The organism is Aeromonas sp. 600276, from assembly GCF_049175815.1.
GTDB classification, from domain to species: domain Bacteria; phylum Pseudomonadota; class Gammaproteobacteria; order Enterobacterales; family Aeromonadaceae; genus Aeromonas; species Aeromonas dhakensis.
The window spans coordinates 47,495-60,658 of record NZ_JAAKVU010000015.1 but is presented as its reverse complement, the minus strand read 5'-3'; the positions used below and the strand labels follow the sequence as shown (position 1 = coordinate 60,658).

Genomic DNA, 13,164 nt, shown 5'->3' with positions numbered 1-13,164 from the left:
GCCCGGAGGCGGTGCATCATCGTCATTGCGCTATCAGGTCAACTGACCGTGGCAGTGCTTGTATTTCTTGCCGGAGCCGCAGGGGCAGGGATCGTTGCGCCCCACCTTCTGCTCGTCCCGCACGAAGGTGACCGGGCCCGCTTCGGCCTGCTCTTCATCGGCCAGCTGGTTGTCGGCCGTCGCGTGGGTGTAGGTACGGGGAGCGGCTTCGGCCTGCTGGCGCTGCTGCTCTTCCATCGCCTCCACGTCGCGCTCCTGCACCTGTACCCGGCTCAGGATGCTGACCACGTCGCGCTTCAGGGTTTCCAGCATCTGGGTGAACAGATCGAAGGATTCGCGCTTGTACTCCTGCTTGGGGTTCTTCTGGGCGTAGCCGCGCAGATGGATACCCTGACGCAGGTGATCCATGGCCGCCAGGTGCTCTTTCCACAGGCCGTCCAGGGTTTGCAGCATCACCGCCTTCTCGAAGTTGCGCAGCACCTCTTTACCAACCAGCTCTTCCTTGTGGGCATAGAGCTTGGTGGCTTCATCCAGGATGCGCTCGCGCAGCTTCTCTTCATACAGCTTGTCGTCTTCCGCCAGCCACTGCTGCAGCGGCAGATCGAGGGCGAAATCAGACTTCAGGCGGGCTTCCAGACCCGGCACGTCCCACATCTCTTCCAGAGACTGGGGCGGGATGTACTCGTCGATGATGGCGCCATAGACGTCATCACGGATGACGTGGATGGTCTCGGAGATGTCGCTGGTGTCCAGCAGCTCGTTGCGCTGCTCATAGACCACCTTGCGCTGGTCGTTGGCCACGTCGTCAAACTCCAGCAGGCTCTTGCGGATGTCGAAGTTGCGACCTTCCACCTTGCGCTGGGCGTTCTCGATGGCCTTGGTCACCCAGGGGTGCTCGATGGCTTCACCCTCTTCCATGCCCAGCTTCTTCATCATGCCGGTCACGCGATCGGAGGCGAAGATCCGCATCAGGGTATCTTCCATGGAGAGGTAGAAGCGGGAGGAGCCCGGGTCACCCTGACGACCGGAACGGCCGCGCAGCTGGTTGTCGATACGACGGGACTCGTGACGCTCGGTACCGATAATGTGCAGACCACCGGCGGCCAGCACCGCATCGTGGCGCACCTGCCAGGCGGCCTTCAATTTGGCGATCTGCTCCTCGCTCGGGTTCTCCAACTGGGCGATTTCCGCTTGCCAGTTGCCACCCAGCACTATGTCGGTACCACGACCGGCCATGTTGGTGGCGATGGTGACGGCGCCGGTCTGGCCGGCCTGGGCGACGATCTCCGCTTCCATGGCGTGGAACTTGGCGTTCAGCACCTTGTGCGGGATCTTCTCCTTGGTCAGGATGCCGGAGAGCAGCTCGGAGTTCTCGATGGAGACGGTACCGACCAGCACCGGCTGGCCACGCTCGACGCAGCCGCGGATGTCTTCGATGATGGCGGCATACTTCTCGTTGGCGGTCAGGTAGACCAGATCGCCCATGTCCTTGCGCACCATCGGCTTGTTGGTCGGGATAACCACGGTATCCAGGCCATAAATCTGCTGGAATTCAAAGGCTTCGGTATCGGCAGTACCCGTCATGCCCGCCAGCTTGTCGTACAGACGGAAGTAGTTCTGGAAGGTGATGGAGGCCAGCGTCTGGTTCTCGTTCTGGATCTTGACCCCTTCCTTCGCCTCGACCGCCTGGTGCAGACCGTCGGACCAGCGACGACCCGGCATGGTACGGCCGGTGTGCTCGTCGACGATGACGATCTCGTCCTTCTGGACTATGTAGTCGACGTTGCGTTCAAACAGGGTGTGCGCACGCAGGCCGGCGTTGACGTGGTGCAGCAGGCTGATGTTGGTGGCGGAGAACAGGGAGTCGTCCTCGGCCAGCAGCCCCTCTTTCTTGAGCAGCTCTTCCACGAAGATCTGGCCGTTTTCGGTCAGCAGCGCCTGGCGGTTCTTCTCGTCCACCGTGTAGTGGCCGTCGCCGGTGTACTCTTCGGAATCTTCCTTGTCCTGCTTGACCAGCAGCGGGATCAGCTTGTTGACGCGGATGTAGAGCTCGGAGCTGTCTTCGGCCGGGCCGGAGATGATGAGCGGGGTACGGGCTTCATCGATGAGCACCGAGTCCACCTCATCCACCAGCGCGTAGTTGAGCGGACGCTGCACGCGCTGCTCGGGCGAGAACGCCATGTTGTCGCGCAGGTAGTCGAAACCGAATTCGTTGTTGGTACCGTAGGTGATGTCGGCGGCGTAGGCGTCACGCTTCTGGGACGCATCCATGCCGGGCACGTTGCAGTCGACCGTCATGCCGAGGAAGGCGAACAGCGGACGGTTCGCTTCGGCGTCACGCTTGGCCAGATAGTCGTTCACGGTCACCACGTGCACGCCGCGGCCGCTCAGGGCATTCAGGTAGGCCGGCAGGGTGGCGGTGAGGGTCTTACCTTCACCCGTTTTCATTTCGGCGATGCGGTTGGAGTTCAGCACCATGCCGCCGATCAGCTGCACGTCGAAATGACGCATGCCGAACACCCGACGGGAGGCTTCACGCACGGTGGCAAAGGCCTCCGGCAGCAGCTGCTCCAGCGTCTCACCCTGCTCCAGACGCTGACGATATTCGGCCGTCTTGGCCTGCAGCTGTGCATCGGACAGAGCTTCGAACTGCGGCTCCATCGCGTTGATCTGTTTTACAATTTTACGCAAAGCCTTGAGCGTTCTGTCGTTCCGGCTGCCGATAATCTTGGTAAGCAGTGTGCTAATCATGGGTACCAACTATTTCTGGTTATATAAGCGTTCCGTCACTGGAACCTGGAGAAAAAAACCTAACCCCGTCTGGCATTGAGAAAACGAGAGGGGTCCACCTGACGACCATCTTTCAATACTTCGTAATGCAAATGGACCCCGGTCGCGCGACCGGTGCGTCCCATCAAGGCAATTTTCTGGCCCTCATCGACCAGGGTGCCCACTTCGACCAGCAACTTGGAGTTGTGGGCATAGCGGGTCACCAGACCATTGCCGTGGTTGATCTCCACCATGTTGCCAAATTCCGGATGACGGCCAGCCCAGCTTACAACGCCTGGGCCCGTTGCCAGGATGGGGGTGCCGGGCTTGCCACGGAAATCCACCCCTTTGTGCATCTTGGCACGACCATTGAACGGATCGACCCGGCCACCGAAGCCAGAGGAGACCCAAACTCGCTCCTGCTTGACCGGTGTCCCGGAGATGAAACCGGCATCGGTTATATGGTGATTCATGATGAAAGATTCAAGTACCGACAGCTGCTCTTCACGACTGCTGAGCTGTTGGCTGAGATGCTTCATGGAGTCCTGCAGCTCGTTGAGGCTGACTTCCAGATCCGCATCATAGGAGGGACCGCCCATGGGGGGTAGCTCCTTGAAATTGAACTCCTCGGGGTCGAGGTCGGCTTTTTCGGTCAGCCGCTCTCCGAGTGCATTGAGTCGACCCAGCTGCCCCTGCATGGTGCCCACCTGAGCAGCCAGCATGGCAAGCTGTTCGCGGGCTTCGTCAGCCCCTTGCGTGGATTTTTGCTGTTCGGCCATGGCCAGCGCCACTTCCAGCGCGTCCATCTTTTGCTGCCAGCTCTGCCAGAGCCAGCCGCCCCCCAGGGCCAATACAGTGAAGAGGATACCGCCGACCCAGGCCAGACGTTGTTTGGGCAAGTGCAACCTGCGTCGCTGCTTACCATGGAGGATCAGGGTAATGCTCATAGAAATCAGTCTGCTCGGTCAGGTGTGGCCATGGGCCGACACGGAAAATAAAACCGGGAGATAATCGGTATTACAGAATGGAGTAAACAAATGACGGAACGTCGGTGCGGAGAGAGGACCGACGTTCCGTTGCACGGCTATCAGGCCAGAACCAGACCGTTATCGTAGTAAGCGATAGGCGCTTTGTCGCCCTCACCCTCGAAGGTCACCAGTTCCCAGGCCTCCTGCTTGGCCAGCAAGGCACGCAGCAGTTTGTTGTTCAGGGCATGGCCGGTCTTGTAGGCACGGAATTCGCCAATGATGCTGCGATTGCACATGTACAGATCGCCAATCGCATCCAGCATCTTGTGTTTGACGAATTCGTCTTCGTAGCGCAGACCATCTTCGTTCAACACCCTGTAGTCATCCAGCACCACGGCGTTTTCCAGGCTGCCGCCCAGCGCCAGGTTCTGGGAACGCAGGTACTCGATGTCACGCATGAAGCCGAAGGTACGGGCACGGCTGATCTCTTTCACGAAAGAGGCACCGGAGAAGTCCAGCACGCAACGCTGATTGCGTCCTTCAAATACCGGATGCTGGAAGTCGATCTCGAGATCCATCTTGAAGCCGTTGCGATAGGGGTGGAATTCCGCCCACTTGTCGCCGTCTTCAACCCGGATGCTCTGCTTGATCCGCACAAACTGCTTGGGGGCATTCTGTTCACGGATACCGACTTCTTGCAGCAGGTAGATAAAGGGGTGCGCACTGCCGTCCATCACCGGGATTTCGGGCGCATCAACCTCGACATAGAGATTGTCGATGCCCATCCCGGCCAGTGCGGCAGAGAGGTGCTCAATGGTAGAGACACGGACACCGGCTTCGTTCACCAGAGCGGTACAAAGCACGGTATCACGCACCTGATCGGCATTGGCTGGCAGCTCTACCACAGGATTCAGATCGGTACGCAAGTAAACGATCCCTGTGTTAACAGGCGCCGGACGGAACGTCATTGTGACTTTCCGGCCCGAATGCAGGCCGACACCGGTGGCCTGGACACTCGTTTTCAAGGTTCTTTGTCTAATCATGGGCGTATCCGCTTAACAGCTCAAATTCCTGACCAGATGGTCGTGGGCAGGCCATCTTAGCACATTCCTTAAGCAACAAACAAACCAGCTTCATTAGAGGCTTAGTCAGCTTGCTTGCGCAGGAACGCAGGAATATCGAGATAATCCGGTTCGCGACGAGCTTGCGGCTCGGCGTTCACCACCTTGGCCGGCGCCTCTTCCATCACGCGAGACTGCAGGGCTTCGCTGATCAGGGGCTGACGAGCCGGGCGTTCCTGGACCATGTTGTTCTTCACCAGGGTGATGTCGGGCTTGCGCTCGGCACCGATACCGGTGGCAACCACGGTCACCCGCAGTTCGTCGTGCATTTCCGGGTCGATTACGGTACCCACCACCACGGTGGCGTTCTCGGAGGCGAAGGCCTTGACCGCGTTACCGACGGTTTCGAACTCTTCGATTGTCATGTCCATGCCGGCAGTGATGTTGACCAGGATGCCGCGGGCACCGGCCAGATCCACGTCTTCCAGCAGCGGGCTGGAGATGGCCTTCTCGGCGGCCTCTTCGGCACGGTCATCACCGGAGGCGGAACCGGTACCCATCATGGCGGTACCCATCTCGCGCATCACGGTACGCACGTCCGCGAAGTCGACGTTGATCAGACCCGGACGGGTGATCAGCTCGGCAATGCCCTGTACCGCACCCAGCAGCACATCGTTGGCAGCCTTGAAGGCGTCCAGCAGGGAGATGCCACGACCCAGCACCTTCAGCAACTTGTCGTTGGGGATGGTGATCAGGGAGTCGACGTTCTTGGACAGCTCTTCGATACCGTGAGCGGCAAAGCCCATCCGTTTTTTCCCCTCGAAGGAGAACGGCTTGGTTACGACAGCAACTGTCAGGATACCCATCTCGCGGGCCACTTCGGCCACGATCGGGGCAGCACCGGTACCGGTACCACCGCCCATGCCGGCGGCGATGAACACCATGTCGGAGCCGGTCAGCAGCTCACGCAGCGCTTCCCGATCTTCCATGGCCGCGTCACGACCCACTTCCGGGTTGGCCCCGGCCCCCAGACCCTTGGTGATGCCACCACCGATCTGCAGGGTTGTGTTGGCACTGGAGTTGCGCAGCGCCTGGGCGTCGGTGTTGACGGTAATGAACTCGACACCTTCGATGTTTTGACGAACCATGTGTTCGACCGCGTTGCCGCCGCCGCCACCCACACCAATCACTTTGATGACGGCTTCGTCAGTGTGGCTATCCATAAATTCAAACATGTTGTCTCTCCGCTTTATTTGCCTGACTCAGCAAAATCTTTTAGAACTCGCCACGCAACCAGTTGCTGACCCGTTTGACCAGCCCACCTACGCTTGCCTTGGCGGCATATTCCTTGCTACTGCCGGTGGATTGATGGGTGCGGCCATACTGCAGCAACCCGACCGCAGTCGAGTACACAGGCGCCTGCACGTAATCACTCAATCCCCGGATATTCATGGGCTCCCCTACCCGGACCTGGCTCTGGAAGATCTGCTCTGCGCACTCCACAATGCCTTCGATCTGGGCAGCGCCGCCGGTCAAGACCACACCGGCTGCAAGCTGATGCTTGACCCCCTGCGCTTTCAATTCGCTTTGTACCCGCACCAGCTCATCATTCACCATGGAGAGCAACTCGGTGTAACGGGGCTCGATCACTTCGGCCAGTGTCTGCCGTTGCAGGCTGCGCGCCGGACGACCGCCGACACTGGGTACTTCAATATTGTCTTCCTTGCTGACCAGCCGGCCCAGGGCGCAGCCGTAGCGCACCTTGATCGCCTCCGCATCCAGCGGCGGAGTGCCGAAGGCGTAGGCGATGTCGCTGGTCACCGTGCTGCCGGCGTACGGGATCACCTTGGTGTGACGCAGGGCGCCGCCGGTAAACAGCGACATGTCCATGGTGCCACCACCGATGTCCACCACGCAGACACCCAGCTCCTTCTCGTCTTCGGTCAGCACGGCGTAGCTGGACGCCAGCGCGGAGAAGATCAGCTGATCCACCCGCAGACCCACCTTCTCAACGCACTTCTCGATGTTGCGAGCCATGTCGTTGTGGCAGGTGATCAGGTGCACCTTGGCGGCCATCCGCACGCCGGACAGACCGACCGGGTTCTTGATCCCTTCCTGGTAGTCGATGGCGAACTCCTGGGGCAGCACGTGCAGCACCCGCAGCTCATCGGACAACCGCACCGACTTGGCGGTGTGGATGACGTTGTCCACGTCTTCCTGGGTCACCTCTTCATCGGAGATGGGCACCATGCCGGTTTCGTTGCGACAGTCGATATGCTTGCCGGACAACCCCAGATAGACGGAGCTGATCTGGCAGTCGGCCATCATCTCGGCCTCTTCCACCGCACGGCGCAGGGACTTGACCACGGAATCGAGATCGTTGACCCCACCCTTGTCCATGCCACGAGAGGCGTGACTGCCCATGCCGATGACATTGAGCTCACCGTCTGGCAGCACTTCGCCAACCAGAACCGCCACCTTGGTTGTGCCGATATCCAGTCCGACAATCAGATTTCTATCTGCGGTTTTGGTCATTCACTTTCTCTTCGTTCTTCTTCCAGCCAACTGCCATCCCGGTGTCGTATCGAAGATCCACGTAAGCAACCCGCTCACGGGGTTCGATGACCGGAAAGGCATCGATAAACCGCTGCAATCGAAGCGCGATATCCGAGCGCCCCAAAAACAGCTGAATGTTGCCATCCAGGGTCAGTTCCCAGGCATGGCGAGGGGTCAGATTCACCCCCAGCAGCTTGTATCCTCTGGCCGCCAGCTGCGCCTCGTACTGACGGCTGGCCTCCAGCACCTTGACGGCCTGATCCTCAGGCCCGGACAGCTGCATCAGGGGGGTCTTCACCCTGTCCGGCGCACTGAACACCTCACCCTTGGTGTTGACGAAGCGGTTGCCGTTCCAGCGTGCCGCTACCGCCTGTTCGGTGAGGTAGACCTTGATCTTGTTGGGCCACTTCTTGCGTACCGAGACCTGGGCCACCCAAGGCAAGGCGTTCAACCGCGCCTGCAATTCGTTCACGTCCAACTCGAAGAAGTTGCGCAGTTCGGCGCCATCCAGCACGGCGCTGCGCAGTTCATCGGTTTGCAAATACTGGTGTTGCCCCTGCAGCAACAGCTCGCTCATGGGCAACCGATTGGCATCCGTCAGCCAATCTTTAACATCCAGCGCGGTCTGGTAGAGGCCCCACATGACCAGGAGGAAAAATCCCACCCCGGCGATGAAGCCTCCCTTGGTGCGCCCTTGTGCCCTTGCCTCCACCCGATCGATCCCCGTTTAACGCGCCATGCCGGCCCTTTGCAGGCCGGTTCGCCATTATATAGGCCCCGGCTTGGCGGTCAAAATACTCATTGGGCCCTCAGGCGCCGGATTTCATGCTCTCGATGCTCAATTTCATCTCGCCGAGACGCCGTGCCAGCGCCCCGACGTTCCCTGCCCCCTGGGTCAGCACCAGATCGCCCTCGCCGACCAGCCCGGCCAGTACCGCCGGCACATCGTCCGGCGTCGCGACAAAGATGGGTTCCAGACTGCCGCGGGAGCGGATGGAGCGGCACAGGGCGCGGCCATCGGCGCCCGGAATAGGCTCTTCACCGGCGGCATAGACCTCCAGCATCACCAGCACGTCCACCTTGGAGAGCACGTCAGCGAAATCTTCATAGAGATCACGGGTACGGGTGTAGCGGTGCGGCTGGAACACCATCACCAGTCGCTTCTCGGGCCAGCCGGCGCGGGCGGCGTTGATGGTGACCTTGACCTCGCTCGGGTGGTGACCGTAGTCGTCCACCAGCATGGCCTTGCCGCGGCCGGTCTCGAACTCGCCATATTGCTGGAAGCGGCGACCCACCCCTTCAAACTTGGCCAGCGCCCGGATGATGGCATCATCGCCGATCCCGTCCTCGGTGGCGACCGCAATCGCCGCGGCGGCATTGAGGGCGTTGTGGATGCCCGGCAGATTGAGGGTTACCTCCAGCTCGCCGGCATCCTTGCGACGGACCCGGAACCGGCTGCGGTTGCTGGTCTGCACGAAGTCCAGCACCTGCACGTCGGCATCATCACTCAGGCCATAGGTGATGGTGGGACGCGCGATCTCCGGCAGCATGCCGCGGATCACCGGGTCATCCACGCACACCACGGCCAGCCCGTAGAACGGCAGATTGTGCAGGAAGTCGATGAAGGTGGCCTTCAGCTTGGAGAAGTCGCCACCATAGGTGTCCATGTGATCCGCTTCGATGTTGGTCACGATGGAGACCATCGGCTGCAGATGCAGGAAGGAGGCGTCGCTCTCGTCCGCTTCGGCGATCAGATAGCGGCTGCTGCCCAGGCGGGCATTGGTGCCGGCACTGTTGAGCAAACCACCGATGACGAAGGTCGGATCCCGGTCCGCCTCGGCATAGATGCTCGCCACCAGGCTGGTGGTGGTGGTCTTGCCGTGGGTGCCGGCGATGGCGATGCCGTGGCGGAAACGCATCAGCTCGGCCAGCATCTCGGCGCGGCGCACCACAGGAATGCGCAGCTCGCGGGCAGCCAGCAGCTCGGGGTTGTCCTGCTTGATGGCGGTAGAGACCACCACCACGCTCGCCTCGTTCACGTGCTCGGCACTGTGGCCCACGAAGATGTGGGCACCGAGGGACTCGAGCCGCTCGGTCACCGCATTGCGGGCCAGATCCGAGCCGGTCACCTGATAGCCTTCGTTGGCAAGGACTTCAGCGATACCGCCCATCCCGGCCCCACCGATGCCGATGAAGTGAATACGACGCACCCGGCGCATTTCAGGGATAACGGTACGCAGTTTTGCCAGTTCAACCTTGGTCATAATCATCTCTCGCTCTGCCCGGTCGCCAGGCGTTTGCACTCATCGGCGACCCGCTCGGCGGCATCGATAATGGCGACGCGACGGGCGGCCTGGGCCATGTTCAATAGGGTTTCCCTGCGCCCGGCAAGCCAGGAGAGACGCGCAGCCAGCGAGGCCGTGGTCAGCTCGGATTGGGGCAGGAATTCAGCCGCACCGCCATCGACCAGAGTCAGGGCGTTGCGGGTCTGGTGATCATCCACCGCGTGGGGCAGCGGCACAAAAATGGCGGCAACCCCGGCGGCGGCGACTTCGGAGACGGTCAGCGCCCCGGCCCGGCACACCACCAGGTCTGCCCAGGCATAGGCACCGGCCATGTCCTTGATAAATTCACTCACCTCGGCCGCAACGCCCTGCTTGGCGTAGGCCTCGGCCACGGCATCGCGATTGCCCTTGCCGCACTGGTGACGCACCTCGATGGGCACCCCGGCCGCCGCCACCGCCGGCGGCACCTGCTCGTTGAGCACCCGGGCCCCCAGGCTGCCACCGACGATCAGCAGCCGCAGCGGCTCTGCACTGCTGCGCAGTTGCGGATCCGGCAGAGCCACCACCTCGGGACGCACCGGGTTGCCCACCACGGCGGTGCGACGGCTCGGCGCAAAGGCGCCCGGGAAGGCCATCAGCACCCGCTTGGCGAGGCGAGCCAGCAGCTTGTTGGTCATGCCGGCCGCAGCATTCTGCTCATGCAGCAGCAACGGGATGCCGGACAGCCAGGCGGCCACGCCACCCGGACCGGAAGCAAAGCCGCCCATGCCGAGCACCACGTCGGGGCGAATGGTCTTGAGCACCCGGCGCGCCTGCAGCACGGATTTGACGATGCGATAGGGGGCCGCCAGCAGCCGCTTGATGCCATTGCCACGCACCCCCTGGATATCGATGAAGGAGATGGGATAACCATGGGCAGGCACCAGCTCCGCCTCCATCCGGTCGGCGGTGCCGAGCCAATGAATGGTCCAGCCCTGGGCCTTGAGGCGATCGGCCACGGCCAGACCGGGGAACACGTGGCCCCCGGTACCGCCTGCCATCACCAACAGCGTCTTGCTCACTAAACCTCCCGCACGCGCGCCTGGGCACTGGCCTGACGCAACTCGAAATCGATACGAATCAACATGCTCACCGCCACCATCATGATGATGAGGCTCGAACCACCATAACTGACCAGCGGCAGGGTCAGACCCTTGGTCGGCATCATGCCGCTGGCGGCGCCGACGTTGACGAAAGTCTGGAAGCTGAACCAGATGCCGATGCCGATGGCCAGGTAGCCTTCATACAGCCGCTCCGCCACCAGCGCCTGGTGGCCCAGCTTGAGCGCCTTGACCGAGAGCGCGAAGATGAGGAAGAGCGCGCCCAGCACGCCCACATACCCCAGCTCTTCACCCAGGATCGCAAACACGAAATCGGTGTGGGCTTCCGGCAGGTACTCCATCTTCTGGATGGAGTTGCCGAGCCCCTCGCCAAACCAGCTGCCACGACCGAAGGCCATCAGCGACTGGGTCAGCTGGTAGCCGCTGCCGAACGGATCGGCCCAGGGGTCGAGGAAGGAGGTGACCCGCCGCATCCGGTAGGGCTCGGCGATGATCAGGGTCACTACCGCGCTCACCCCCACCAGGATGAGGCCGATGAACTGCACCAGGCGGGCGCCGGCCAGGAACAGCATGCCCAGCGATGTCACGAACATCACCACCACAGACCCCAGGTCAGGCTGTGCCAGCAGCAGGATGGCCACCACGAACAGCACCGCCATCGGCTTCATGAAGCCGATGAAGCGCTCACGTACCTCGCTCTGGCGGCGCACCAGGTAGCCGGCCAGATAGACAAACAGTGCCAGCTTGCCAAACTCGGCAGGCTGCAGGTTGAAGGGGCCAAGCGGCAACCAGCGCACCGAGCCGTTGACGCTGCGCCCCACCAGCAGCACCAGCACCAGCATGACGATGGCCAGCAGCAGCATGGGGCCGTTGTAGTGTTGCCAGCGGGCCATGGGCACCTGCAGTACGAACCAGGAGACCCCGAGCGCCATCAGCAAGAACAGGCCATGGCGCTTCACGAACATGAAGGGATCGTTGTTGATGGCGATCCCCTCCGGGATCGAGGCAGAGGCCACGATCACCAGACCCACCGCCATCAGCGCCAGCGCCAGCACCACCAACTGCCGGTCGTAAAGACCGGCAGGGCGTGCCGGCAACAACCAGCGCTGCAGGAAGCCCGCTACTGCGCGCAGGGCGTTCATAAGGCCATCACCAGCTCGGTGAAACGATCACCGCGCGCTTCGAAAGACTTGAACTGGTCCAGGCTGGCGCAGGCGGGTGCCAGCAGCACCCAGTCGCCGGGCATGGCATCGGCAGCCGCCTTGGCGACCGCGGCGTCGAGATCGGCAACCCGCTCGGTCTGCTCACCCAGTGCCAGCAGCACCTCGGCATCCTGGCCGAAACAGTACATGTGATCGATCTGGCTGCCGAGCAGCGCCTGCACCGAGCCGAAATCCTGCCCCTTGCCCTGGCCGCCGGCCAGCAGCAGCAGACGGCCTTTCACCGATTCACGCACCCCGGCCACGGCGGCCAGGGTAGCTCCCACGTTGGTGGCCTTGGAGTCGTTGACCCAGCGCACCCCGTTCACCTCGCGCACGAAGCGGGCGCGGTGCGGCAACCCCTCGAAGCGGCGCAGCACGGCGAGCTGGGGCTCACGCGGAATGCCCACCGCATCGCACAGGGCCATGGCGGCCAGGGCGTTGGCCTGGTTGTGGGCACCGACGATCTTCATCTCGTCCACCGCCAGCAACGGCTCACCGTGCAGGGTCAGCCACTGGCGCTCCTCCAATTCACAACGGCCGTAACCGTTGCAATCGAGGCCGAAGCTCTGCCACACCTGACCCACGTCGGGCAGGGTCTGGGCATCGTCACGATTGACCAGAATGTGCTGGGAGTGCTGATGGATCTCCATCTTGGCGGCGCGGTAGTCGGCCATGCCCTGATAGCGATCCATATGATCTTCACTGAGGTTCAATACCACGGAAGCGGCGGCGCGCAGGCTGTGGGTGGTCTCCAGCTGGAAGCTGGAGAGCTCCAGCACGCAGAGATCCATCGGCTGCTTGAGCAGCTCAAGCGCCGGCGTGCCTATGTTGCCACCAACGCCCACCTTGAGGCCGGCTTCGGCGATCATCTCGCCCACCAGGGTAGTCACAGTGCTCTTGCCGTTGGAACCGGTGATGGCGATGACCGGCACTTCGGTGTCGCGCACGAACAGCTCGATGTCACCGACGATCTGCACCCCGCACTCGGCGGCGGCTTTCAGCTCGGGGGTGGCCAGCGCGATGCCCGGGCTCGCCACTATCATGTGCGCCTGCTTGAGGCGCTCGCCGTCCAGCCCGTGAATGAGCTCCACCTCGGGCGGCAGCTGATCCTTGCCGGGCGGGTTGGCGCGGGTGTCCATCACCAGCGGCGTGACGCCACGGCCGAGGAAGTAGTCGACGCAGGAGAGTCCGGTTTTGCCGAGTCCGATGATGATGACCATGGC

Annotated in this window: 10 protein-coding genes; all 10 read right to left on the bottom strand. The window is 62.0% G+C overall.

Features of this window, described 5'->3' with window-relative positions; genetic code table 11:
* Window positions 1-33: 33 nt before the first annotated feature.
* The gene (gene secA / locus G5134_RS15365; RefSeq protein WP_065017272.1) at window positions 34-2,751 is read right to left on the bottom strand and encodes a preprotein translocase subunit SecA; all 2,718 of its coding nucleotides are present in this window, start codon (window positions 2,749-2,751) and stop codon (window positions 34-36) included.
* A gap of 59 nt (window positions 2,752-2,810) precedes the next feature.
* A complete protein-coding gene (locus G5134_RS15360) occupies window positions 2,811-3,716 on the bottom strand; it encodes a M23 family metallopeptidase (protein ID WP_065017273.1) in 906 nt (301 codons plus the stop codon).
* A 140-nt stretch (window positions 3,717-3,856) separates the two neighbouring features.
* Window positions 3,857-4,780, bottom strand: a complete 924-nt coding sequence (lpxC, locus tag G5134_RS15355; RefSeq protein WP_011707578.1) for a UDP-3-O-acyl-N-acetylglucosamine deacetylase — start codon at window positions 4,778-4,780, stop codon at window positions 3,857-3,859.
* A 101-nt stretch (window positions 4,781-4,881) separates the two neighbouring features.
* Entirely contained in the window at window positions 4,882-6,033 is a 1,152-nt protein-coding gene (gene ftsZ, locus G5134_RS15350; protein WP_005305686.1) for a cell division protein FtsZ, read from the bottom strand.
* A gap of 40 nt (window positions 6,034-6,073) precedes the next feature.
* A complete protein-coding gene (gene ftsA / locus G5134_RS15345) occupies window positions 6,074-7,333 on the bottom strand; it encodes a cell division protein FtsA (RefSeq protein ID WP_005305690.1) in 1,260 nt (419 codons plus the stop codon).
* Window positions 7,314-8,066 carry a cell division protein FtsQ/DivIB gene (locus tag G5134_RS15340; RefSeq protein ID WP_005305694.1) on the bottom strand — a complete coding sequence of 251 codons (753 nt, stop codon included), beginning with the start codon at window positions 8,064-8,066 and terminating at the stop codon, window positions 7,314-7,316. Before G5134_RS15340 ends, ftsA begins: the two co-directional genes overlap by 20 nt.
* Window positions 8,067-8,163: 97 nt before the next feature.
* Window positions 8,164-9,618 carry a UDP-N-acetylmuramate--L-alanine ligase gene (murC, locus tag G5134_RS15335; protein ID WP_010635950.1) on the bottom strand — a complete coding sequence of 485 codons (1,455 nt, stop codon included), beginning with the start codon at window positions 9,616-9,618 and terminating at the stop codon, window positions 8,164-8,166.
* 2 nt (window positions 9,619-9,620) lie between these two features.
* Window positions 9,621-10,700 carry an undecaprenyldiphospho-muramoylpentapeptide beta-N-acetylglucosaminyltransferase gene (murG, locus tag G5134_RS15330; RefSeq protein WP_010635949.1) on the bottom strand — a complete coding sequence of 360 codons (1,080 nt, stop codon included), beginning with the start codon at window positions 10,698-10,700 and terminating at the stop codon, window positions 9,621-9,623.
* Entirely contained in the window at window positions 10,700-11,881 is a 1,182-nt protein-coding gene (gene ftsW / locus G5134_RS15325) for a cell division protein FtsW (RefSeq protein ID WP_005305703.1), read from the bottom strand. Before ftsW ends, murG begins: the two co-directional genes overlap by 1 nt.
* On the bottom strand, window positions 11,878-13,161 hold the full coding sequence (murD, locus tag G5134_RS15320; protein ID WP_421232075.1) for a UDP-N-acetylmuramoyl-L-alanine--D-glutamate ligase: 1,284 nt from the start codon (window positions 13,159-13,161) through the stop codon (window positions 11,878-11,880). The genes ftsW and murD overlap by 4 nt, the downstream gene beginning before the upstream one ends.
* Window positions 13,162-13,164 lie beyond the last annotated feature (3 nt).